The sequence below is a fragment of the Enterobacter sp. Lyrl_3 genome, assembly GCF_051948675.1.
GTDB classification, from domain to species: Bacteria; Pseudomonadota; Gammaproteobacteria; order Enterobacterales; family Enterobacteriaceae; genus Enterobacter; species Enterobacter cloacae.
Genome location: NZ_JAYJLI010000003.1, coordinates 267751 through 292492 on the forward strand (window position 1 = coordinate 267751; position 24742 = coordinate 292492).

Consider the following 24742-nt stretch of genomic DNA (forward strand, 5'->3'; position numbering starts at 1 on the left):
CTTATTTTTTGAACGATATAAATTGACAATTCGCTGACAGATCAGCGACATAAAGGTCACTGATTTATGGCGTTTTTTTGCGCACAGCAGAGAGATATTTACCGTTGCTCCCGCACAGGGTATCTTACGCCGCTGTTTAAAGGAGAATGCCATGACTTCCAAGCCGGGATTACACCCGCGAAATCGCCACCGCAGCCGCTATGACATGAAGGCGTTATGCCAGAGCTGCCCTCCGCTGCAGGACTACATCGTGCAGACCCCAGCCGGTGAGCCTTCGGTCAACTTTGCCGACCCGCAGGCGGTAAAAATGCTGAATAAAGCCCTGCTGGCGCATTTTTACGGCGTTACGCACTGGGATATCCCGGAAGGTTTTCTCTGCCCGCCCGTGCCGGGGCGTGCCGATTATCTCCACTATCTTGCCGATCTTCTGGCTGACGATCGTGGCGGCGTTATTCCTCAGCAGGCCACGGTTCTGGATATTGGGACCGGCGCGAACCTGATTTATCCACTCATCGGCGTGCATGAATATCACTGGCGCTTTACCGGGAGCGAAATTGGCGCTGAGGCGTTTGCCAGCGCGCAGGCGATCATTAATGCCAATCCTGGCTTAAGTCGGTCTATTCGCTTACGCCGTCAGAAAGATGCCGCCTCTATTTTCAATGGCATTATCCACAAGAACGAGCACTACGACGCCACCCTCTGCAACCCGCCATTCCATGATTCAGCGGCTGCCGCCCGCGCCGGGAGCGAACGTAAGCGTCGCAATCTGGGTCAGGCTGAAGATGGCGCGCTCAACTTCGGCGGCCAGCAGCAGGAGCTGTGGTGCGAAGGGGGCGAGGTGGCGTTTATCCTGCGCATGATCGCGGAAAGTAAACAGTTTGCCCGCCAGGTGAAATGGTTTACCACCCTGGTTTCGCGCGGCGATAACCTGCCGCAGCTCTACCGCGCGCTGACCGAAGCCGGTGCCGTGAAGGTGGTGAAAAAAGAGATGGCGCAGGGACAAAAACAGAGCCGCTTTATCGCCTGGACGTTTATGGACGATAACAAACGTCGCAAATAGCACGCCGTCGTAAGCCGGGTAAGGCGAAGCCGCCACCCGGCTCGGTTACAGCGTCGGCTCCTGCGGAGGGAGCGGCGAGGCAGGCGGCGGCAGCACCTGATACGTCTGCACCGGCATACGCACATCCGCCAGATCAAAGTGTTTTTTCACCATGCTGTCGAGGGCAAAACGTACCGTCCACTGTTTGAGCGGCTGGGTGGTGAACGACACGCGCAGGGTAAAGGCGGTGTTGGTCAGCCCGACAATACCGGCAAACGACGGCTCGCCAATCACCAGGCCGCGAATATCCTCCATGGCCATCATCTCATCTACCGCGTCCCGCAGCGCCTGTTTGGCTTTATCGGCATCTTCATGACGATCGACATCGTAATTTGCCACCACCGAGCCAATACCCCGGACGAAGTTGGCGAAGGTGGTAATCGATGACCACGGAATAATATGGTACGCCCCGGTGTCCTGGCGCACGCCGACGGATCGAATCGACATTCGCTCAACGGTGCCGGTCAGCGGCCCGATGGTCACCAGATCCCCGGTGTTCATGCCGTTTTCAAACTGAATAAAGATACCGGTGATAATGTCCTTCACCAGCGTCTGCGAGCCGAAGGAGATAGCCAGACCCAGCGCACCCGCACCGGCCAGTAGTGGCGCGATATTCACGCCGATTTCCGAAAGCACAATCATAATCGTGATGGTACTGATGATAACCGCCAGCGCGTTGCGGAACAGGGTGAGCAAGGTGCGGGCACGCGCGCTTGGCAGCGGCCTGCCGTGAATGTCAGAGACCAGGCGGTTCTCAATCAGGCTGGCCAGCAGCGTCCAGCCTACGGCAGAGAAGAACAGGATCAGCGCGATACGAATTAAAATATCAACGGTCTTTTCCCCCGCGCCGTTGTGCAGCCAGTTCCAGAAATCGAACAGTCCCCAGGCATTGAGCAGCAGCATAATCGCCACACAGACGGTGAGAATGCGCGCCACCTTCAGTGAAACCGAGAGCCAGCCGTTCACCCGTTTTTGCAGCTCCGGGTAATTGCGCTGGACCTGAGCAGACAAGGTAATGGTTTTCGATAGCCAGCGAGAGAGCAGGCCGGAAACAAAGGCCGCGACGCCAATAATGGCCAGGCTTTTAAACGTGGCTCCCATCATAAATTTCAGGCTGTTGCCGGGATCGAACAGCGAGAAGAAGCACAGCACAATGAAGTAAGCGCTGGCCAGCCAGTGCCACACCAGGGCAAAAGCGCGAATAAAGAGGCTAAAGAACGAAAGGGAACGGTCGGCCAGATGCAGCAAGCTCTCGGTGATCGTCTTTTTGTTATGGAAGATGAGGTAGAGCGCCCAGACGGTAATGCAGATCATAATCAGCACATTCGCCAGCGCACCAGACTGGACGTTCACCTGGTTGGAGATAATTGGCACGGCCACCAGCAGACCATAACCAATCAACCCGCTGAGCACGCTCAGACGCAGCGCCCAGTATCTGGCGCTGCTATCCCGAATAGTGAAAGGGCGAAGATCTGGCACGCGTGGGCAAAATATCAGCCGCAGCAGCGCCTTAAAGAACTCAATTACGGCGAAGGCATTCAGAAACAGCGCCTGCTGGAAGGCGATAGTTTTGTTGCCGGTATTCAGCCTGTCGGCCAGCAATTGCCCTGTAAACAACGTCAGCGCCAGCAGCAGTAAATCAATGATAAACGCGGCGGCGATCATCAGCGGCAGATGCAACCAGCTGCTTTTCTGCTGATTCTTCTTGCGACCCCATTGCCCCATTTTTCGGTACAGGGGCCACGCGCACAGGCGCACCAGCCAGTAAAAAATGAAGACGGCGGCCGCCAGCAGTAAAAATTGCGTGGCAGCCGCGGTAAACGTCCGGGGGTTAAAGGGCTTGTGCGAAGAGCCCATCAGGTTGCGATAGAGCTGGGCAAAGCGCGAGGAGAGGGCATCGGCATAGTGGCGGCTAACCTCGGTCACATTTTCCAGCACCGTCTTTTGCTCTTCTACCGGCGGCGGGGTGATGGTTGGAACGGGCTCCTGGGGCGGTGTGGCGGCAATTTTTCTCAGCTGATCGACTAACTCTTGCCGGGAGGTGTCGTTTTCCAGCACATCGGCAAGGGCACTGTAGGCGGCTTTTTTCTCTTCTGCATCCGGTTCCGGTGGAGGCGTTTTTTGCTGCGCAGTGGCCGTTCCGGTGGTGACGCCGGGGATAGCAACGGCTATCGATGGCGCACTAAACAAGCTAAGCAACAACAGCAGGATCCACGGCACGGTGCCCTCCGGTGAAAATGTCGAACAAAATGATAAGTATAGAGGGCAGAGAGCGGAGGGCGTGTTTTGGGAACAATCTGGCGTAAAAAAGCCGGGCATGCCCGGCTTTGTATTTCAGAGGTCTGGCAATCAGGAGACGTGCTGCAGAAACTCCTGCAAACGCTGGCTTGGCGGGTTTGCAATCAGCGCCTGCGGGTTACCGTCTTCTGCGATACGGCCTTTATCAATGAAGATAAGGCGGGACGCCACTTTCTCGGCGAAGCCGATTTCGTGGGTCACGATCACCATCGTCATGCCCTCTTCGGCCAGATCCTGCATGACTTTCAGCACCTCGTGGCGCAGCTCCGGGTCGAGTGCGGAGGTTGGCTCATCAAACAGCATCATTTTCGGTTTAACCGCCAGCGCGCGGGCGATAGCCACACGCTGCTGTTGTCCACCGGAAAGTTCAGAAGGGTAGTGGTGAGCACGTTCTGCGAGGCCCACTTTCGCCAGCAGATCTTTAGCCAGCGCTTCCGCCGCCGCTTTGTTGGCACCGCGTACGCGCAGCGGGCCAAACATCACGTTTTCCAGCGCCGTCAGGTGCGGGAACAGGTAAAACTGCTGGAACACCATGCCCGCTTCCTGACGAATCAGACGGTCATCCACTTTCGGATCATTCACTTTCAGACCATCGACGATCAGATCGCCACTGGTGATCTCTTCCAGCTTATTGATGCAGCGCAGCAGCGTGGATTTACCGGAGCCAGAGGGCCCGATAATGACAACCACTTCACCCTGTTTGATGCTCAGATCGATATTGTGCAGCACCTGGGTTGGACCAAAGTGCTTGGATACGTTTTTAAATTCAATCACAGGATTTTCATCCTTCTTTCAAGACGACGCAGAACGAAGCTCAGAACCAGAGTGATAATCAGGTAGACAACGGCTACCGCACTCCAGATTTCCAGCGCACGGAAGTTGCCAGCAATGATCTCCTGGCCCTGGCGGGTCAGTTCAGCAACGCCGATAACGATGAACAGCGACGTGTCTTTGATACTGATGATCCACTGGTTGCCCAGCGGCGGCAGCATGCGGCGCAGCGCCAGAGGCAGAATTACGTGACGGATGGTTTCGCGACGCGAAAGGCCTAACGCCAGACCCGCTTCACTGAAACCTTTATGAATCGACAGCACCGCACCGCGCGTAATTTCCGCGATGTAGGCACCTGAGTTGATCATAATGGTCACGACGGCGGCGCTGAACGGGTCGATGCGCAGGTCGGTGAAGGCCATTGGCAGGGCGAAGTAGATGAACATGACCTGTACGACAATAGGCGTGCCGCGGATCACTTCGATGAAAACCAGTGCGATGTGGTTTGCAATCCAGCCACCGTAGGTGCGGGCGAAACCGGCGACAAGACCGATAATCAACCCGCCAACCAGACCGAGGATCGAAATCCACAGGGTCATTTTAGCGCCTTCAAGCAAGAGAGGAATGGCAGGCCAGATGGCGCTCCAGTCAAACTGCATGATGTATTCCTGTATACCGTGGTGAAAAACGAAAAACGTAGGCCCGGTAAGCGTGAGCGTCACCGGGCGTTACAAACCTGAATTCAGGTAAAATTATTTAGGCTCGGTACCGAACCATTTTTTGTAGATTTCGTTATACGTGCCGTTCTCTTTCAGGGTTTTCAGCGCGCCGTTAACTTTCGTACGCAGGTCGTCGCTGCCTTTCGGGAAGGCAATACCGTACTGCTGTGCTTCCAGAGACTCACCGACCGCTTTGAACTTACCGTTACCTGCGGTTTTGATGAAATAGAGGATGTTAGGCGTATCGTGCAGAACCGCGTCAGCACGGTTGGTGCCAAGTTCCATATAGGCGTTATCGATGTTCGGGAACTGGCGCAGATCTTTGGTTTTGATGTTCGCTTTCGCGTAATCAACGGAGCCGGTGCCGCTCTTCACCGCCACCACTTTACCGTCGAGATCTTTCACGCTTTTAACGTCGTTATTGTCAGCTTTGACCATCACCAGCAGGCCGCTTTTGTAGTAGCCGTCAGAGAAGTCGATCGCTTTTTTACGCTCATCAGTAATGGTGATGCCTGCCAGGGCCAGGTCTACGTTTTTGGTTTGCAGTGCCGGGATGATACCGCTGAAGTCCATTGGCTTCAGGGTGTAATCCAGTTTGAGTTCTTTTGCGATTGCGGCCCACAGATCCACATCAAAACCAACGTATTTATCACCCTGTTTGAATTCAAACGGAACAAACGCCGTGTCGGTGGCTACAACCAGTTTATCGGCGGCCTGAGAAGAGACCGCAAAAGCCAGGGTAAGTGCAGCCAGTGAAACTTTTAATACAGACTTCATAGCATTTCCTTTTATATCCACGGGGCGATCCCCTGCGAGAACGACAGGCACAATGAAAAAATCGTGCCAACTTTACAAGCTGTTGTTTTGCAAAGGGGAGGATGTCATGCATTGCACAATAAACGTGGCAATGATGTCTGATTGCACCAAGGTGGAGCACCGTTTTGGTGCGCGTCGTTTGGCTCAACTGACGGGGAGATATTTAGCGCAAATAATGATGAAAAAACAATCTTCCGTTAACGGTTGTGTGAGGTGATTATTACATTTCTTTCACTTTTGCAGCGTCTCAGTGGAAAAGTGTGCACCATAAATGTGCAAAACCCTCACCGGAGGCGAGGGTTTGATAGAAAATTCGTATGGATTATTCGATGTTAGATTCGATAAACCACAGGAATTGATCCAGGTCGCGAGACGCGGCGGTGAAGATATCCGCAGTATCTTCGTCTTTAGCCTGGCTAATCGCTTTACGCACGTCGTTAGCCACAATCGCATAACGGTCTGCCAGCTCTTTTAGGTGATCCTGAACGGTGTGAATATCCAGCGGATAGCTTTTCAGTGGCGTTTTGCTGTTAATCACCTGCGTGGTACCCAACGCCACACCGCCTAACTGCACGGCGCGTTCGGCCATGGTGTCCAGGTGGGTGACCAGTGCTGTGCGGAAGCCATCCAGCATTTCATGAACGGCAATAAAGTTTGCACCGCGCATATTCCAGTGGGCCTGTTTGGTGATCAGCGAAAGATCGATGAACTGGATCACCTGGCGATTCAGCAACTCAATCGTTGCTTTTTTGTCGCTGTCCGATACATCGTTACGGGTATAAAGCAGATTAGACGCTTTCGTTTTCACCAGTTTAGCGGTACTCATAATCTCATATCCTCTTGATGTTTATGTCCCAGGTAATTACGGAACTAAGTATAGCACCGGATTTTTTTCCTGCGGTTTGGCTGTGCCTATTGGTTTAATAGCAAGAAGGGAGTTGAATTATTAACTGCTTGAACTGTATGGTATTTTTTAAAATTGACACAGATCAATCTTAATTCTCTATTTCCCATTAAGGGCGAGGGAAATATGACTTTTCGATGACGAAGAATGTAAGAAATTATAAATAATACAGAACTGGCCTTTATTCTGCATGGCACCGAGGCCATGCAGAATATACGGTATTAGCGGATGTCCACTTTCTCAACTTTTGGCTCAGGGCGCATGGTGAGCGTTGACCCCATCGACGCCGCAATAATGGAGCACAGCGCCAGCGTCTGGGTAAATGTGAGGGTTTCCCCGAGGAATACCATACCGGAGATGGCGGCCAGTGCAGGCTCCATGCTCATCAGGGTACCGAAGATGCGCGTCGGCAGCCGCGTGAGGGCAATCATCTCCAGTGAATAGGGCAGAGCCGTTGAGAGGATGGCGACAGCAAAACCCACCGGCATTACTGACCACTGCCAGATAGAGTCTGTCGCCTGAGCCATACCCAGCGGAACAAAGATGATGGCGGCAATGAGCGAGCCCAGCGCGACGGTCGCCGGGCCGTGCTCTTCGCCAGCGCGCTGACCCGTGAGGATATACACCGCCCAGCAGGCACCGGCACCCAGAGCCAGCGCGGCACCCGTCAGGTCGATTTCAGAGACGCTCTGGCCAAGCGGTAAGAGGAACCACAACCCCAGAACCGCTAACACCACCCAGATAAAATCGACAGGCCGTCGGGAGGAGAAAAGGGCCACCGCCAGCGGGCCGGTAAATTCCAGCGCGACGGCAATCCCCAGCGGAATGGTCTGGATAGAGAGATAGAACATATAGTTCATGGCCCCCAGCGCCAGCCCGTAGAAGAGCAGCGGGAGGCGCTGCTCTTTTTTGACGTGCAACCGCCAGGGTTTAAAAATGACCACGAGGATCAGGGTACCCAAAGCGATACGCAGGGCGGTGACGCCCGGTGCGCCTACCAGTGGAAAGAGCGATTTCGCGAGGGACGCGCCACTCTGTATGGACAGCATCGCAATCAGAATTACAGCAACCGGCATCCAGACCGATGACGTGCGGGATATCCCTGGCATCCTTTCTCCTGTCAATTTTTGTCAAATAGGGTAAAAGCCGCAGTGTAATTGAAATATGGCGCAACGGTTGAGCTACTGTTGAAAAAAAACCAGGGAAAATCCGTAAAATGGATAAGCGTTGCTGGTTTTATCGCCTGTCAGATTAGGAATAATCTGGATGAATGTAACGGCGTTGACGCGCAGTATGAGTATTTAGCAACAGAAATCCTTTGTGATTTGAACAAGATAACTGATGCTGGAAACGTTCTGTTACAGGAAAGGTCCCGTTAGACATCACGAATCACAAAGAGTTTCGCAAATTTTTTTGATATATTTAAAACTTACGGATTTACTTGAAGCACATTTGAGGTGGTTATGAAAAAAATTGCATGTCTTTCAGCACTGGCCGCTGTACTGGCTGTTTCCGCAGGTACCGCTGTAGCTGCTACTTCCACTGTTACCGGTGGTTACGCTCAGAGCGATATGCAGGGCGTAATGAACAAAGCTAACGGTTTCAACCTGAAGTATCGTTACGAGCAGGATAACAACCCACTGGGCGTGATCGGTTCTTTCACCTACACCGAGAAAGATCGTTCTGAAAACGGCGCATACAACAAAGGCCAGTACTACGGCATCACCGCTGGTCCAGCTTACCGTATCAACGACTGGGCAAGCATCTACGGTGTTGTAGGTGTTGGCTACGGTAAATTCCAGCAGACCGAAAACCAGGGTCTGAACCGCACTGCAAGCAACAGCGACTACGGCTTCTCCTATGGCGCGGGTCTGCAGTTCAACCCAATCGAAGACGTTGCTCTGGACTTCTCCTATGAGCAGAGCCGTATCCGCAACGTTGACGTTGGCACCTGGATCGCGGGCGTAGGTTACCGCTTCTAATCACTTCGGTGAGCCAGTAAAAAATCCGCCCATGTGGCGGATTTTTTTTAACCTTTTTCTCTATCCCTGTGGGCTGAGGGTTCCCCAGTCATTCACAAACAGAAACAATAACGCTGCCTTCAGAATGACTGAGGGCATTCAGCGATGCCCTGGTCCGGCTGTAAATCGCTGAGGCGTTTCCTGCAGGTCGGGGCGAGGCGCATGGATGCGCCGAGAGGGCGGCTTTACAGGGACGTTACATCCGCCCGTCCCCGATAAGCCGGAAGGAATAAGCCGAAGGTACCGCGAAGCGGCGATTTACCGCCGGGAGCCCGGGTTGCCAGGGTGGTGGCGACTGAGCCACCCTGGCACGTTCACGGGTCATGTTGTTACAGAGTAGCAAGGAACATAAAGTGAACGGAATGACCACCAGAGCTGTATGTTCCCCCTCACCCCAGCCCTCTCCCCTAAGAGGAGAGGGGGCCGTCCGTAGACGCTTTTTGTGTGGGGATCCCTCTCCCGTGGGTGAAGGCATCAGACCGCACAAAACCGCACAGCTTACTTACTCTTTATATCGAAAATATCCGTACCCAAATGGTTATAGTCAACTTTCTGTAACTTGAAGTTGGTAACGTACACTGGGGGAGCTTTCTTGTTTGAGATAAACGGGTAAGCATTTTTGATCTGCTCTGCTGAAATCCCCGTCCACTGCGAGAAGAACGTCAGGAAATCATTGGCCGAGCGGCGCGCGGTGATAATACGATGCTTCTTGTCATCACTCGACAGCACCATAAACGGTACCTGGAAGTTCTGCTGGAATTTATCGTCGTGCGCCAGATACTGCACCTCTTTACCGCGCTCTTTAAACGCCAGCCCGTGATCCGAGAAATAAACCATCGAGAAACTCTCACCCGTATTACGTAGCTGATCGTACAGCTTGCTGAGCAGTTCGTCGGTTTGCGTCATGGTATACAGATAGCAAGAGGTCTCTTTAGATTGCACAAACTCGGCGTATTTCCCCTGCGTGCGGTCACAGGCCTGAGGGTGCGAACCCATCAGGTGCAGGACGATCAGCTGTGGCTGCGTACGCTGCGTGGCAAAAACCTGTGCCGTCATCTTGAGCAATGCTTCGTCTTTGGTATTTTTATCGGCTTCAAAATCCCCGTTTTTCAGGAACTGCACTTCATCGGCACGCTTCGCGATGCTGGCAATGGCGGTATCGTATTCGCCAATTTGCCCCTGATTAGAGAACCACCACGTCTGAAAACCGGCACGGTTTGCCAGCGTGACAAAGTTATCCTGATACTGTGGTTTGCCGTCGACAACGCGGTTCAGGGTCAGGCCGAGCGATTTCTGCGTCGAGCCGCTGGCCGCAATATAATCGGTAAACAGGGTACCGTTGACGGCGCTGGCGAACGGCGTGTTATCCCAGTGTCCGCCGAACGCGCCCATCGCATCGCGGCGTGCGCTTTCGCCGATGACGACCACATAGGTATGGTACTTCGGCTTCACCGCCAGCACGTTCCAGGTGTCTTTCATATTGGAGAGCTCAGCCATGCGCGCCTGCTCGTCGAAAACTTCCTGGTTATTGACGACAACGTCTTTTACAAAGCGGAACACCGGATAGCCGGTATCCTTCAGCTTGAACACGCCGCCCCAGGCCAGGTTTTGCACGGGGGTGACAAAGAAGGTCACTACGCTGAATGCCAGGCACAGCGTCTCTATTTTTCCCCACGCTTTTTTCTCTTCGGGTTTACGACGCACCGCTATAACGCCAAGCGCAAAAATAAAGAGGCCGACCACATAGCTGTACCACGGGAAGATCGTCAGGATCTCTGTCGACTCTTCCATGTTGGTCGAGTGTAGCGCCAGCAGGGTATTAAAGTTTGGCGAACCGTAAGCCTGACCAAACGGGAAATAGAGCGCTGCAATCAGGGAGCAGATGCCCACTAACGTTTTTTGCGCGCGCGGCGCGGTACGCCACAGCAAATGCAGAATGCAGGTAAACGCAACGGCATACAGCAGGCTGAAGGGGTAACCCAGCGCAAAGTTAATCAGCAAGGATTGTAAAAAGTAGAATGCCGTCCACGGACTTAAGGCCCGACTGCGGGTAACAACGGTGTCTATCAGGGTTAAATTCATAGGTCACTATCATGCATAAAAACGCCATGTGCTCACCCTGGCGTCAAGGGTCATAACCTGCCTGACAGTGCGTGGAGAGGGAATGAGGGTCCGCTTCAGCGAGCCGCAAATTGTGCAGGGCTGCAAGAAGATAGTGCGAGCGCTAAATAATATCAACCGTTGCTAAGCAGATGTTTTGCGAAGAGGATTGCAAATCCGTAAAAAAAACCGGGAATAGGGCGGCCGGAGGCCAGTTTACATCGGGAATATGACGGCAAAATGAAGCGGCGTACCGCAACGCCGCTTAGTGGGAAGGTTTGTCGTCCTGATGCGGCTTGTTGTTAAACATATCGCACAGCATGTTCAACAGCATTAAGCGCACCCTGAAGGGGGAGTGAGTAAACACGGTCATACACCTCTTGAATTCGTTCATAAGACCTCCTGATTTTTGATCCCTTCGATCCGTGAAGGGTGACTGCATTACATACAGATATAGCACAGGCTATATTGTATAGCTATGGCTATTTCGTTAATTTTTTGTGCTTGTAGAGGTATGGTTTACAATGTGCGCTCTCGATACCGGGCGCTGGAAGCGTCACCCCACTGAGGAAGTACAATGAACCGTCGCGCAGGTAAGCCAACAATCAGAAAAACGACGCAACTGGTGAATGTGGAAGAGCACGTTGAAGGTTTTCGTCAGGTGCGTGAAGCCCACCGACGTGAACTGATTGATGATTATGTTGAGCTGATTTCCGATCTGATTCGCGAGGTCGGGGAAGCACGTCAGGTTGATATGGCGGCCAGGCTGGGGGTTTCGCAGCCAACCGTTGCGAAGATGTTAAAACGTCTGGCCTCCGTCGGCTTAATCGAAATGATCCCGTGGCGCGGCGTCTTTCTGACGCCGGAAGGGGAGAAGCTGGCGCAGGAGAGCCGCGAGCGCCACCAGCTGGTGGAGAACTTCTTGCTGGTGCTGGGCGTAAGCCCGGAGATTGCCCGTCGGGATGCGGAAGGAATGGAACACCATGTCAGCGAAGAGACGCTGGTGAAGTTTCGTGAGTTTACGCTTAAATATGGTTCCTCCGCTGAATGAAAATCCCTGGACTGCAGGCCCTCACGCGCGATCGCTTCTTTCATCTCTTATTGATTATTGGTGCAGGTTTAAGCCTTTTTGTACCATTTGCGCCCAAGGCCTGGCCTGCGGCGATTGACTGGCGCACCATTATTACCCTGAGCGGGTTAATGATGCTCACCAAAGGGGTGGAGCTGAGCGGCTACTTCGACGTGCTGGGGCGCAAAATGGTGCGCCGGTTTGCCACCGAACGCAGGCTGTCGTTGTTTATGGTGTTCTCCGCCGCGGTGCTGTCGACCTTTCTCACCAACGATGTGGCGCTGTTTATCATCGTGCCGCTGACGCTCACCCTGCGTAAGCTGTGCGAGATCCCGGTGAGCCGGCTGATCATCTTTGAAGCGCTGGCCGTCAACGCGGGCTCGCTGTTAACCCCTATTGGCAACCCGCAAAACATTCTGCTCTGGGGACGTTCAGGGTTATCGTTCGCCGCCTTTACCTGGCAGATGGCGCCGCTGGCGCTGGTGATGATGGCGTCGCTGCTGGCGGTCTGCTGGTTTGCCTTCCCGGATAAAAAACTGCAATACCACAGCGGCACAACCGGCCCGCAGTGGCAGCCTCGTCTGGTCTGGAGTTGCCTGGGGCTGTATATCGTCTTTCTGTTTGCGCTGGAGCTGCGGTATGAACTGGCGGGCGTGCTGCTCGTGGCGGCTGGTTTTGTCGTGCTGGCGCGACGCGTGCTGGTGAGCGTGGACTGGACGCTGTTGCTGGTCTTTATGGTGATGTTCATCGACGTGCATCTGCTTATCCAGCTCCCGGTGCTGCAACACGTGCTGCATAGCGTCAGCGGTCTGTCTCAGCCGGGGCTGTGGCTGACGGCGATTGGCCTCTCGCAGGTCATCAGCAACGTGCCTTCTACCATTTTACTGCTCAACTACGTTCCGCCGGACACGCTTCTGGCCTGGGCGGTTAACATCGGCGGGTTTGGTCTGCTGCCCGGCTCGCTGGCCAACCTGATTGCCCTGCGGATGGCGAACGATCGCCGCATCTGGTGGCGTTTCCATCTCTGGTCGATCCCCATGCTGCTCTGGGCTGCGGCGATCGGTTTCGGATTATTCCTTCTCATATAGTGCGCAATTTGTCAGTTTTTCCTGGCAAACGTATAGCAACGTCCTAGCTTTAGTGAACGGCATAGTGTGATGCCGCTCACTGACAGGACCGTTGCTGAACTATGGCTGAAGATCAAAACACGCCTGCTGACGAGCAGGACAAAAACAATAATGAGCGTAAGCGTCCGGGCAAAAAACCGTTAATTATCCTCGGCATTGTCGTGGTGGTAATGGTCATCGTGGCGCTGGTCTGGTGGTTTTTAACCCGTAACGAAGAGACAACTGACGACGCCTTTACCGACGGCGATGTGGTGACGATTGCCCCTAAAACGGCGGGTTATGTCACGGCGCTACATGTGCGTGATAACCAGCGCGTGAAAAAGGGCGATCTGCTGGTGGTTATCGATCCGCGTGATACCACCGCCCAGCGCGATCAGGCTCAGGCCCAGCTTGGCCTGGCTATTGCGCAGCTGCATCAGGCCCAGGCACAGCTGGCGCTCTCAAAAGTGCAATACCCCGCCCAGCGCGACGAAGCCAAAGCGCAGGTGCTGAAAGCGCAGGCAGACCTCGCCAACGCGCAGGCGGAGTATCGCCGCCAGCGCGGGGTCGATCCGCGTGCCACCACCCAACAAAGCATTGATTCCGCCAACGCCCAGCTGCGTAGTGCACAGGCCGCTCTGGCAAGCGCGCAGGCCCAGCTGGAAGTGGCGGAGCAGGTACAGCTGCAGATCCGCCAGCAGGAGACCAACGTCGAAGCGCGTGAGCGCCAGGTCGATCAGGCTAAAGCGCAGCTGGAAACCGCTAACCTCAACCTCTCTTACACCGAAGTTCGCGCCCCGTTCGACGGGTTTGTCACTAAGCGCAACGTGCAGCCGGGTACGCTGGTACAGGCGGGCACGGCGCTGTTCTCGCTGGTCTCACCCAACGTCTGGGTGGTGGCCAACTTTAAAGAGTCTCAGCTTGAGCGCATGAAGCCAGGCGATAAGGTGGAGGTTTCAGTCGATGCCTGGCCAGATATGGCGCTTGAAGGCCATGTCGACAGTATCCAGCAGGGCAGCGGCTCGCGTTTCTCGGCGTTCCCGTCGGAAAACGCCACCGGCAACTTTGTTAAAATTGTCCAGCGCGTGCCGGTGAAAATTGTGATTGATAAAGGGCTGGATCCGAACAAACCGCTGCCGCTGGGGCTGTCGGTAGAACCGAAGGTCACCGTGGAATGACGGATCACAGCCACGACAACTGGAAGCCCGCCAGCAATCCGTGGGCGGTGGCGATTGTCGTTACGCTGGCGGTGTTTATGGAGATCCTCGACACCACCATCGTCAACGTGGCGCTGCCGCACGTGGCGGGCTCGCTCTCGTCCAGCTATGACGAGTCCACATGGGTATTAACCAGCTACCTGGTGGCTAACGGCATCGTCCTGCCCATCTCGGCGTTTCTCAGCCGGGTGTTTGGCCGCAAGCAGTTCTTCCTGATTTGCATCGTGATGTTTACCGTCTGCTCGTTCCTGTGCGGGATCGCCACCGAGCTGTGGCAAATCATCTTGTTCCGTGTGATGCAGGGCTTTTTTGGCGGCGGCCTGCAGCCCACGCAGCAGTCGGTGCTGCTTGACTACTTTAAACCGGAAGACAGGGGCAAAGCGTTTGGTCTCTCCTCCATCGCCATTATCGTTGCGCCGGTACTCGGCCCGACGCTCGGGGGCTGGATCACTGACAACTACTCCTGGCGCTGGGTGTTCTTTATCAACATCCCGGTGGGGATAGTGACGGTGCTGGCGATCTACCAGCTGCTGGAAGATCCACCCTGGGAGAGTAAAGCCAAAGAGAAGCTGACTATCGACTGGACGGGGATCGGCCTGATCGCGCTTGGCCTCGGCTGTCTGCAGGTGATGCTCGACCGGGGCGAGGATGATGACTGGTTCTACTCGAACTTTATTCGCACCTTTGCGGTGTTAACGTTGGTCGGCATCATTGGCGCCATTTACTGGCTGATGTATGCCAAAAAACCGGTTGTTGATCTGCACTGCATGAAGGACCGCAACTTTACCATCTCCAGCCTGCTGATGGCGGGGATGGCGATGATCCTTTACGGCAGCTCGGTGGTGATCCCGCAGCTGGCGCAGCAGGATCTGGGCTATACCGCCACCTGGTCCGGGCTGGTGCTGTCGCCCGGCGCAGTGTTGATTGTCTTGACCATCCCGCTGGTCCTGAAGCTGATGCCGGTGGTGCAGACGCGCTGGATCATCGCCTTTGGCTTTACCTGTCTGGCTGTGTCGTTCTTCTGGTCGCGCACGCTCACCCCGGATATTGACTTCGAAACGCTGGTGCTGTTCCGCAGCGCCCAGTCGATTGGGCTGGGGTTCCTGTTTGTCCCGCTGACCACCATTGCGTTTATTTCTATCCCAAGGCGGCTGAACGCGGATGCCGCAGCGCTGTTCACCATGTTCCGTAACGTTGCGGGCTCGATTGGCATATCGCTTTCCACGGCGGCCATCACCGAGCGCTCGCAGGCCCACAGCGCGCACCTTGCGTACCACGCCTCGCCGTTTAACGAGCAGTTCCAGCAGGCGATCCGCGAAAGCGCGCAGGCGATCCAGAACTTTACCACTCAGGTCGGCGACCCGACCGGCATTGCCACCGGGCGCATGTACCAGACCATGATTGAGCAGTCGCGCTTCCTGGCCTATATCGACGTGTTCACCATTCTGAGCGTTGTTGCGCTGGTCCTGATTCCGTTTTGTTTGTTGCTCTCGCCGGTTAAGAGCGAGGGGAGTGCAGGAGCACATTGATGATACACAGACGTTTACACCCCCTGATGATAATGATGCTGTTGGCAGGTTGCGCCGTGGGGCCGTATTACCAGCCGCCTGCACCGCCTGCCGTCACGCACTGGAACGATAAAGGCGACAGCACGGTGAAATCACAAACCACCTCCGCTGCGACTAACCCGCGCTGGTGGAAAACGTTCGGCTCGCCGCAACTCGACAGTCTGATTGAACGCGCCATCGCCGGGAATTTGTCCCTGCAACAAACGGTGCTGCGCATCGCTGGTGCGCGTGAACAGATTAACCAGGCGGGCGGGGCGTTTTATCCGTCGGTCAACGGCAATCTGCAGGCGACGCGCCAGCAGCTCGGCCTGGAAGGTGAGTTGAAGTCTCATGGGGTCTACGACCAGCTTGATAACGTCGATCCGGAACTCAGGGGTGCGTTAGGACCGCTGACGCAGCCGATCAACCTCTACCAGGGCAGCTTCGACGCCCAGTGGGAGATTGACCTCTGGGGTAAAGTTCGCCGTCAGGTTGAAGCTGCTGAAGCGCAGCAGAAAGCCGCTATTGAGCAGCGTAACGACGCGCTGGTCTCCCTTGAAGCCGAAGTGGCGCGCGCCTGGCTCCAGCTGCGCGGGGCGCAGAGCATTATTGCCACGCTGAACACCCAGATTAAAAGTGCGCAGCAAACGCTGGATCTGACCGAAAGTCGCCAGCGGGGCGGGCTGTCTCCGCAGATGGACGTAGAAAATGCGCGGGCGCAACTGGGCAACCTTGAAGCACAACTGCCGCAATATCAGGCGCAGGAGCGGCAGGCGATGAACGGCCTGGCGATCCTGCTCGGCAAGCCGCCGGGGGCGTTGGATGCGGAACTGCAGTCCGCCCAGCCGATGCCTGCGCTGCCGGATATCGTGCAAACGGGTATTCCATCCACGCTGGCGCGACGTCGTCCGGACGTGCGAGAAGCGGAAGCGAATCTCCATGCCGCCACAGCGCAAATTGGCGTGTCGGTGGCCGAGCTGTTCCCGAGCTTTACTCTTTCCGGGCAGTTTGGCCTGCGTAACAGCGAATCCAACTGGCTCACCGACTGGAGCAGCCACTTCTACAGTTTTGGTCCGCAGGTCTCCATTCCCATCTTCCAGGGCGGAAGACTGGTCTCCAGCGTGAAAGTGGCGCGTGCGCAACAGGGGGCGGCGGTGCTGGATTATCGCCAGACGGTACTGACCGCGCTGGGGGATGTTGAGAATGCGCTGGTGAGTTACCGCACCGATCAGCAGCGTGAAGCGGGTCTGGCGAAGACCATCGATGCGCTGCAAAACGCCTTCGACCTGGCCAGCGATAGCTACCGACAGGGGATTGCCAGCTTTATCGACGTGCTCGACGCCCAACGTCAGCTGGCACAGGCCGAGCAGCAGCGTGCCCAGGCGCAGGTGCAAAGCGCGCTCGATCTGGTGGCGCTCTATAAGGCGCTTGGCGGCGGCTGGGAGCCCTATCAGCAGGTGCAGTTACCGGATTACGCCGTCTTTGGCGATGCCCCGCGCGGATAATATTCAGAGGATTGGGCAAGAAACGGACAGGAACGCCACATTCGCGTTGGCCAGGGCGCGGGTATAACTATCAGGCACCCATCAAACGACATGTGAGGACTATCTTATGCGTTATCAAAAACTGGGCAATACCGGTCTGTTTGTTTCTGAACTGTGCCTTGGCACCATGACCTTCGGCGGTGAAGGTGGCATGTGGGGCAAGATTGGCCAGCTGCAGCAAAGTGAAGCCGAGCAGCTGGTGGGCCGTGCGCTGGATGCCGGGATCAACTTCATCGACACCGCGAACGTCTATTCCGAAGGCCGCTCGGAGGAGATCACCGGCCAGGCACTCAAGAACCTGAAAATTCCGCGCGAAAACGTGGTGGTGGCCACCAAAGTGTTTGGCGAAACGGGCACGGCGGGGGTGAACTCACGCGGCAGCTCACGCTATCACATTATCAGCAGCGTGAAAGAGAGCCTGCGCCGTATGCAGCTCGACCATATCGATCTCTACCAGCTTCACGGTTTCGACCCCGCAACGCCGATGGAAGAGATGCTTTATGCTCTGGATAACCTGGTGCAGCACGGCCACGTGCGCTACATCGGTGTCTCTAACTGGGCCGCATGGCAGATTGCCAAAGCGCTGGGCATTTCCGAGCGGCTGGGTCTGGCCCGTTTCGCGTCGCTGCAGGCCTATTACACCATCGCCGGACGTGATCTGGAGCGCGAACTGGTGCCAATGATGCAGAGCGAAGGCGTCGGGCTGATGGTCTGGAGCCCGCTGGCGGGTGGCCTCTTGAGCGGGAAATATGGCCGCGACGGGCAAAGTGAAGCCGGTGGCCGTCGTCTGGAGTTTGACTTCCCGCCGGTGGAAAAAGAGCGCGCCTTCGATTGTGTGGATGTGATGCGCACTATTGCCGAAAGCAAAGGCGTCTCCGTCGCGCAAATCGCCCTGGCGTGGCTGCTGCATCAGAAGGTGGTGACCAGCGTCATTATTGGTGCCAAACGCGTCGATCAACTGGATGACAACATCGCCGCAACCGGGATCCGTTTAAGCGAAGACGAGCTGAAACAGCTTGATGCCGTCAGCGCACTGCCGCGCGAATATCCGGGCTGGATGCTGGAGCGGCAGGGGGAATATCGTCGTAATCAGCTCGCACAGCAATAACCCTCCTTTCCCCGGCGGCGCGTCGCTTGCCGGGGCTTTTTTTCCCCGCTCTGCTCACAAAATTCGATCCTCCTCTTTGATCGCTTTTACATCTTCGCCTATATGACTAGTCATGAAATTTAAATGACTAGTCATATAGGGAGAGACCATGAATCAATCACTGCCAGCCAACTTTTTATGGGGCAACTCGGCATCCAGCATGCAGACGGAAGGGGCATGGAATGAGGGCGGGAAGGGGATGTCGGTGTACGACATTCGCGAAGCGGGGGAAAACATCTCCGACTGGAAAGTGGCGACCGATTCCTACCACCGCTACCGGGAAGATTTCGACCTGATGCAGGATCTGGGCATGAACTGCTACCGCTTTCAAATCTCCTGGAGCCGGGTCTGTCCGCAGGGCGACGGCGAGTTCAACGATGAGGGCATCGCCTTTTACGACCGCTTTATTAACGATCTCATCGCCCGCGGTATCGAGCCGATGATCTGCCTCTATCACTTCGATATGCCGCTGGCGCTGGCGCAGGAGTACAACGGCTTTAACGATCGTCGCGTCATGGATGCCTTTATCCGCTATGGCAAAAAGATGATCGACTGCTTCGGCGACCGTGTGAAGTATTGGCTGACCTTCAACGAACAGAACATCTTCCATATGCCGGAAGCGTTTCGTATTTCCGGCTACATGAAAGGTGAGAAAACCCTGCGCGAGCTGTACGAGTTGCAGCATCATACCATGGTGGCGCACATGACGCTGACCGAATACCTGCACCAGACAAAACCGGGTCAGCTGATGGGCGGTATGCTGGCACACCAACTGGTTTACCCGGCCACCTGCAAACCGCGCGATATCTTCTGCGCCCAGCAGTACGACGAATTCCTCAACCAGAACCTGCTGCGCGTCTTTGCTGGTCAGGGCTATAGCCCGGCGGTGATGGCGGTGGTGGAGCAGGAAGGGTTTGGCGATATCTACCGTGCCGAGGATCTGGCGCTGTTCGCAAGAACCCAAAACGACTTTATGGCCTTCAGCTACTACGCCAGTAAAACGCTGGACAGCGATGCCATTCCGCAGGGAACCCCGGTGAACAATTACCTGCTGTACGGCGATAAAAATAACCCGTACCTGAAAGCCACCGAATGGAACTGGCAGATCGATCCGCTCGGTTTTCGCACCATCATCACCCACTACGCCAACGACTGGCGCATGCCGGTGTTCCCGATTGAAAACGGCATTGGCGTGATTGAATCCTGGGATGGCGTGAACCCGATTGAGGATACCTACCGCATCGACTATCACCGGGCGCATATCGAGGCCATGAAAGCCGCCATGTTCGAGGATGGCGCTGAGGTGATGGGGTATCTCGGCTGGGGTCTGATCGACATTCTGAGCTCCCAGGGCGACATGCGTAAGCGCTACGGCGTGGTCTACGTCAACCGTGAAAACCACGACCTTAAAGACCTGAAACGCGTGCCGAAGAAGAGCTACGCGTGGTTAAAACAGGTTATCCATACCAACGGACGCGAGATGTAAGCCGTACGCTGCCGGGCCGTTTTTGTGACTGATTGATGGGAACTATCCGCTATGTCTGAAACAAAAATTACACCGCATATGCAGTCCTTTGTCGATAAATTTGTTGAGTTCTCAGCGCGCCTGGCAAACCAGGTGCATCTTCGCTCCCTGCGCGATGCCTTCGCCACGGTGATGCCGATTTTCATCCTCGCCGGACTGGCGGTGCTGGTGAACAATGTGGTGTTCCCATGGATTTTTGACGGCGACACGCTCACGCACTTCAAGGTATGGGGCGAGGCGATCATCAATGGCACGCTGAATATCGCCGCGCTGCTGCTGGCGCCGATGATTGCCTGGTCGCTGGCGCGCAACAAGGATTTCGACAATCCGGTCTCGGCAGTGGTTATCGCTGTCAGCAGCTTTATTATCATGATGCCGATGCGTCTGCAGCTCACGCCCGTCGGCAGCGACACCACGGTGAATGTCACCCAGGTGCTGACCTTCGCCAACATTGGCTCGACCGGGATTTTCGCCGGGGTGCTGATTGGCTTGCTCTCCACGGAGCTGTTTATCGCCATCTCGCGGCTTAAGGCGCTGCAAATATCACTGGGGGAAAACGTGCCGCCGGCGGTCAGTAAATCGTTTACCGCCCTGATCCCGACCATCCTGACGCTCTCACTGTTTGCCGTTCTGGCCGCGCTGCTGGCGAATGTATTGCATACGGATCTGATTCACCTGATCACCACCTTTATCCAGCAGCCGCTGCGGCTCATCAATACCAGCCTGCCGGGGACGATTTTTATCTACAGCTTTGGTAACTTCCTCTTCACGCTGGGTATTCATCAGTCGGTAGTTAACAGCGTGGTGCTGGAGCCGTTCCTGTTGATTAATACCAATGAGAACATGCTGGCCTTTGCCAACGGCCAGCCGATCCCGCACATCATCAATAACATCTTCGTGCCGACCTTTGGCATGGTGGGCGGTACCGGTAGCACCATTTCACTGCTGATCGCCATCTTTATCTTCTCGCGGCAACAATCGGCGAAACAGGTGGCACGTCTGTCGCTGGCGCCGGGTCTGTTCAATATCAACGAGCCGGTGATTTTCGGCCTGCCGATTGTGTTTAACCTGCCTTTAATGATTCCGTTTGTCCTGTTGCCCGCCATTGGCATTTACTTCGCCTGGCTCTGCACCACGCTGGGATTAATGTCGCGCTGCGTGGTGATGATCCCGTGGACCACGCCGCCAATTCTGAGCGCCTGGCTGGCAACGGCGGGGGACTGGCGGGCGGTGGTGGTGCAGTTGGCAATCATCGTATTTGGTGTATTCTTCTACCTGCCTTTCCTCAAAATTGCCGAGCGAGTGGCGTTGAAAAACAGCGGGATAGAACATTAAACAGAAGGAAGGACGATGGCGGCGAAGTACATCACCATAGCGCGTGAAATCAAAAAACGCATCATCAGCCAGCAGTATGCCGCCAATGAACCGCTGCCGGACCAGTTTGCGCTGGCGGCGGAGTTCAATACCAGCCGGATGACCATTCAGCAGGCCATGCGTCAGCTGATCGTTGAAGGGCTGGTATATACCCGTCAGGGGCAGGGGACGTTCATCCGCAAAAACTTCCTTCAGCTGTCGCAGTGGGATCTCTCCGGCAGCGACTACTTTGGCGCGACCAAAACCTGGGAGCATCTGGGCACGGTAACTAGCCAGGTGGTGCATTTTGAACTGCGCTTCCCGAACGAAAAAGAGCAGGCCTCGCTGATGATCAATGCCGATACGCCGGTCTATGACTTCATTCGTCTGCGTTTGCTTAATGGTGAGCCCATGTCGCTGGACGCGACCGTAATGCCGCTCAACCTGGTGCCCGGCCTGAACAAAAGTCATCTTGAAAGCTCGGTGTTTCGCTATGTGCAGGAGACGCTGGGGCTGAAAATTATGGGATCGTACCGCGTGGTGCGGGCGCTAAAGCCGAATGCGCTGGATATGCAGCATCTGGTCTGCGAGGAGAGCGACCCGGTGCTGGAGGTGGAGCAGGTGATTTATCTGGAAGATGGCACGCCGCTGGAGTATGCGCACTGTCATTATCGTTACGACCACGGCGGGATTGTGATCGTGAATAACGGATAAAAAAAAGCGGGCATCGAAGCCCGCTTTTTTCGCTGTATCGCGATTAGTTCAAACGCACCGGCATACCGGAACGGTTCTGCACAGCCTGGTCAACGATAGTCGTTTCCACGTCCGGCTGAGAGGTCACGGACTGCACCGCGCTGGTCAGCGTAATCGGCACGATTTCGTTATTGTTGATCTGGTCTTCGCTGGTGGACAGCGGGTTGTGCACTTCAATGTAACGGCTGCCATCCGGCTCAGAGGTCGCTTTAACCGGTTCGTTGATGAACTGGACGCGGGTACCTACCGGCACGTTTTCGAACAGGAATTTGATGTCGTCGTTACGCAGACGCACGCAGCCGTGGCTTACGCGCAGGCCGATACCGAAGTTAGCGTTGGTACCGTGGATGGCGTACAGGCGGCCGATGTACAGGGCGTACAGACCCATTGGGTTATCCGGGCCTGCCGGAACCACGGCTGGCAGCGGTTCACCTGCCGCGATGTATTCCGCGTGCATTTTCGCCGTTGGGGTCCAGGTTGGGCCTGCTTTCTTACGTTCAACTTTGGTGGTCCAGTTCAGCGGGGTATCTTTACCCAACTGACCGATACCGATTGGCAGCACGATTACCGTGTTGGTGCCTTTCGGATAGTAATACAGACGCATCTCCGCGCTGTTAATCACGATACCTTCATGAACGGTATCCGGCAGGATCAGCTGCTGAGGGATGTTGAGAACGGTACCTGCTTTTGGCAGGTATGGGTCAACGCCCGGGTTCGCTTCCAGCATGTTAGACAGGCCCAGCTGGTACTGTGCTGCAAAATACTCCAGCGGCTGAGTGTTACCCTCAGGCACCGTCACCACCTGGTTTTGACCCACCAGACGGCTACCGTCTGTCGGCAGCGGATAAGTCACCGCAGAAGCGGTTTTGCAAAAACCTACTACGGCTAACGCCGCCGCAAAAAGCGTTGTTAATTTCATGTTCATGTTGTGCGAGGTATCTAAGCCATTCAGGCGTGAGTTGATAAGTCTGAATCTGTGATGGGAGCGCATTATATGTGCATTCCCGCTAACAGGGAATTCAGATGTGTACGAAATCACATTTTTTTCGATTTTGTTAAAGTTTAGCGGAGCGTCGCAACACAGGATCTCAATTCGGAATTGTGGCATAATGCCGTGTTTATCACACTTTTCGCAGGAATCTCCCCGTGTTAGTTACCAGCAACGTCACTATGCAGTTTGGCAGTAAGCCGCTGTTCGAAAACATTTCCGTCAAATTTGGCGGCGGCAACCGTTACGGCCTGATTGGTGCCAACGGTAGCGGTAAATCCACCTTTATGAAGATCCTCGGCGGTGACCTGGAGCCGACGCTCGGCAACGTGTCGCTCGATCCCAACGAGCGCATCGGTAAACTGCGTCAGGATCAGTTCGCCTTTGAAGAGTTCACCGTGCTCGACACCGTGATCATGGGGCACGCGGAGCTGTGGGAAGTGAAGCAGGAGCGCGACCGTATCTACGCGCTGGCCGAAATGAGCGAAGAAGATGGCTACAAAGTGGCCGATCTGGAGACGCAATACGGCGAAATGGACGGTTATTCTGCAGAAGCGCGTGCGGGCGAGCTGCTGCTGGGCGTGGGCATTCCGGTCGAACAGCATTACGGCCCAATGAGCGAAGTGGCACCCGGCTGGAAGCTGCGTGTGCTGCTGGCGCAGGCACTGTTCTCTAACCCGGACATTCTGCTGCTCGATGAACCGACGAACAACCTGGACATCGACACCATCCGCTGGCTGGAGCAGACGCTCAACGACCGTGACAGCACCATGATCATCATCTCGCACGACCGTCACTTCCTGAACATGGTGTGTACGCACATGGCGGATCTGGATTACGGTGAGCTGCGTGTGTACCCGGGCAACTACGACGAATACATGACGGCGGCCACCCAGGCGCGTGAACGTCTGCTGGCGGATAACGCCAAGAAGAAAGCGCAGATTGCGGACCTGCAATCCTTCGTCAGCCGCTTTAGCGCCAACGCCTCTAAATCCCGTCAGGCAACATCGCGTGCCCGCCAGATTGACAAAATCAAACTGGAAGAAGTTAAAGCTTCCAGCCGTCAGAACCCGTTCATCCGTTTCGAGCAGGACAAGAAACTGTTCCGTAACGCGCTGGAAGTGGAAGCCCTTACCAAAGGTTTTGATGAAGGCCCGCTGTTTAAAAACTTCAACCTGCTGCTGGAAGTGGGCGAGAAGATCGCCATTCTGGGTGCCAACGGCGTGGGTAAATCCACCATGCTGAAAACCCTGGTCGGCGAACTGCAGCCGGACAACGGGAGCGTGAAATGGTCCGAAAACGCGCAAATTGGTTATTACGCGCAGGATCATGAATATGAATTTGAAAACGACCTGACCGTCTTCGACTGGATGAGCCAGTGGAAGCAGGAAGGCGACGATGAGCAGGCGGTGCGCAGTATTCTGGGGCGTCTGCTGTTCAGCCAGGACGACATCAAGAAGCCTGCCAAAGTGCTCTCCGGTGGAGAGAAGGGCCGCATGCTGTTCGGCAAGCTGATGATGGAAAAACCGAACATTCTGGTGATGGACGAACCGACCAACCACCTGGATATGGAATCTATTGAATCGCTGAACATGGCGCTGGAGATGTATCAGGGCACCCTGATCTTCGTTTCTCACGACCGTGAGTTCGTCAGCTCGCTGGCAACCCGCGTGATTGAAATTACGCCAGAGCGCGTGGTGGACTTCACCGGTAACTATGAAGATTATCTGCGCAGCAAAGGTATCGAGAACTAAAAAAAAAGCCG

The 24742-nt window shown here is 55.3% G+C and carries 21 protein-coding genes; 12 read left to right on the forward strand and 9 right to left on the reverse strand.

The window, feature by feature from the left end; genetic code table 11:
* Positions 1-151 precede the first annotated feature (151 nt).
* Positions 152-1060 carry a 23S rRNA (adenine(1618)-N(6))-methyltransferase RlmF gene (gene rlmF / locus VF709_RS09035; protein ID WP_128310865.1) on the forward strand — a complete coding sequence of 303 codons (909 nt, stop codon included), beginning with the start codon at positions 152-154 and terminating at the stop codon, positions 1058-1060.
* Between the two features lie 45 nt (positions 1061-1105).
* Here the strand turns inward: rlmF and ybiO are convergent, their stop codons facing one another.
* The 6 genes from ybiO to rhtA form a co-directional block, all read right to left on the reverse strand.
* Positions 1106-3319 (reverse strand): mechanosensitive channel protein, encoded by a 2214-nt coding sequence (gene ybiO, locus VF709_RS09040; protein WP_149896568.1) that lies wholly within the window; start codon positions 3317-3319, stop codon positions 1106-1108.
* A 129-nt stretch (positions 3320-3448) separates the two neighbouring features.
* Positions 3449-4171 carry a glutamine ABC transporter ATP-binding protein GlnQ gene (gene glnQ / locus VF709_RS09045; protein ID WP_013097465.1) on the reverse strand — a complete coding sequence of 241 codons (723 nt, stop codon included), beginning with the start codon at positions 4169-4171 and terminating at the stop codon, positions 3449-3451.
* Positions 4168-4827, reverse strand: coding sequence for a glutamine ABC transporter permease GlnP (gene glnP, locus VF709_RS09050; protein ID WP_149896569.1), 660 nt, complete (start codon positions 4825-4827; stop codon positions 4168-4170). Before glnP ends, glnQ begins: the two co-directional genes overlap by 4 nt.
* 93 nt (positions 4828-4920) lie before the next feature.
* A complete protein-coding gene (gene glnH, locus VF709_RS09055; protein WP_013097464.1) occupies positions 4921-5664 on the reverse strand; it encodes a glutamine ABC transporter substrate-binding protein GlnH in 744 nt (247 codons plus the stop codon).
* Positions 5665-6025: 361 nt separating this feature from the next.
* Entirely contained in the window at positions 6026-6529 is a 504-nt protein-coding gene (gene dps / locus VF709_RS09060; RefSeq protein ID WP_013097463.1) for a DNA starvation/stationary phase protection protein Dps, read from the reverse strand.
* A 299-nt stretch (positions 6530-6828) separates the two neighbouring features.
* Entirely contained in the window at positions 6829-7716 is an 888-nt protein-coding gene (gene rhtA / locus VF709_RS09065) for a threonine/homoserine exporter RhtA (RefSeq protein ID WP_149896570.1), read from the reverse strand.
* Positions 7717-8070: 354 nt separating this feature from the next.
* On the opposite strand from rhtA, the gene ompX reads away from it, so the two are divergent.
* Entirely contained in the window at positions 8071-8589 is a 519-nt protein-coding gene (ompX, locus tag VF709_RS09070; protein WP_013097460.1) for an outer membrane protein OmpX, read from the forward strand.
* A 537-nt stretch (positions 8590-9126) separates the two neighbouring features.
* Here the strand turns inward: ompX and VF709_RS09075 are convergent.
* Both VF709_RS09075 and mntS read right to left on the reverse strand, forming a co-directional pair.
* Positions 9127-10710, reverse strand: a complete 1584-nt coding sequence (locus VF709_RS09075) for a phosphoethanolamine transferase (protein ID WP_187170962.1) — start codon at positions 10708-10710, stop codon at positions 9127-9129.
* A gap of 283 nt (positions 10711-10993) precedes the next feature.
* Positions 10994-11122 (reverse strand): manganase accumulation protein MntS, encoded by a 129-nt coding sequence (gene mntS, locus VF709_RS09080; RefSeq protein WP_013097458.1) that lies wholly within the window; start codon positions 11120-11122, stop codon positions 10994-10996.
* 183 nt (positions 11123-11305) lie between these two features.
* On the opposite strand from mntS, the gene mntR reads away from it, so the two are divergent.
* From mntR to VF709_RS09125, 9 genes are all read left to right on the forward strand, one after another.
* Complete coding sequence (mntR, locus tag VF709_RS09085) at positions 11306-11779, forward strand: manganese-binding transcriptional regulator MntR (protein WP_013097457.1); 474 nt, start codon at positions 11306-11308, stop codon at positions 11777-11779.
* Positions 11776-12885 (forward strand): anion transporter, encoded by a 1110-nt coding sequence (locus VF709_RS09090; protein ID WP_038418965.1) that lies wholly within the window; start codon positions 11776-11778, stop codon positions 12883-12885. The genes mntR and VF709_RS09090 overlap by 4 nt, the downstream gene beginning before the upstream one ends.
* A 101-nt stretch (positions 12886-12986) precedes the next feature.
* The gene (locus VF709_RS09095) at positions 12987-14081 is read left to right on the forward strand and encodes an HlyD family secretion protein (RefSeq protein ID WP_038418967.1); all 1095 of its coding nucleotides are present in this window, start codon (positions 12987-12989) and stop codon (positions 14079-14081) included.
* Positions 14078-15649 carry a DHA2 family efflux MFS transporter permease subunit gene (locus tag VF709_RS09100; RefSeq protein WP_029882858.1) on the forward strand — a complete coding sequence of 524 codons (1572 nt, stop codon included), beginning with the start codon at positions 14078-14080 and terminating at the stop codon, positions 15647-15649. The genes VF709_RS09095 and VF709_RS09100 overlap by 4 nt, the downstream gene beginning before the upstream one ends.
* Entirely contained in the window at positions 15649-17172 is a 1524-nt protein-coding gene (locus VF709_RS09105; RefSeq protein WP_440231312.1) for an efflux transporter outer membrane subunit, read from the forward strand. The genes VF709_RS09100 and VF709_RS09105 overlap by 1 nt, the downstream gene beginning before the upstream one ends.
* 106 nt (positions 17173-17278) lie before the next feature.
* Positions 17279-18319 (forward strand): aldo/keto reductase, encoded by a 1041-nt coding sequence (locus VF709_RS09110; protein WP_040020693.1) that lies wholly within the window; start codon positions 17279-17281, stop codon positions 18317-18319.
* A 148-nt stretch (positions 18320-18467) separates the two neighbouring features.
* Positions 18468-19844, forward strand: coding sequence for a glycoside hydrolase family 1 protein (locus VF709_RS09115; RefSeq protein ID WP_440231313.1), 1377 nt, complete (start codon positions 18468-18470; stop codon positions 19842-19844).
* A gap of 51 nt (positions 19845-19895) precedes the next feature.
* On the forward strand, positions 19896-21218 hold the full coding sequence (locus tag VF709_RS09120; RefSeq protein ID WP_095455632.1) for a PTS sugar transporter subunit IIC: 1323 nt from the start codon (positions 19896-19898) through the stop codon (positions 21216-21218).
* A 15-nt stretch (positions 21219-21233) separates the two neighbouring features.
* Complete coding sequence (locus VF709_RS09125; RefSeq protein ID WP_013097449.1) at positions 21234-21950, forward strand: GntR family transcriptional regulator; 717 nt, start codon at positions 21234-21236, stop codon at positions 21948-21950.
* Between the two features lie 43 nt (positions 21951-21993).
* Here the strand turns inward: VF709_RS09125 and ldtB are convergent, their stop codons facing one another.
* The gene (gene ldtB / locus VF709_RS09130; protein WP_020689864.1) at positions 21994-22914 is read right to left on the reverse strand and encodes a L,D-transpeptidase; all 921 of its coding nucleotides are present in this window, start codon (positions 22912-22914) and stop codon (positions 21994-21996) included.
* A 221-nt stretch (positions 22915-23135) separates the two neighbouring features.
* Here ldtB and VF709_RS09135 point away from each other — a divergent pair, with 221 nt between their 5' ends.
* Positions 23136-24731, forward strand: coding sequence for an ABC-F family ATPase (locus VF709_RS09135; protein WP_013097447.1), 1596 nt, complete (start codon positions 23136-23138; stop codon positions 24729-24731).
* The last annotated feature ends 11 nt before the right edge of the window (positions 24732-24742 follow it).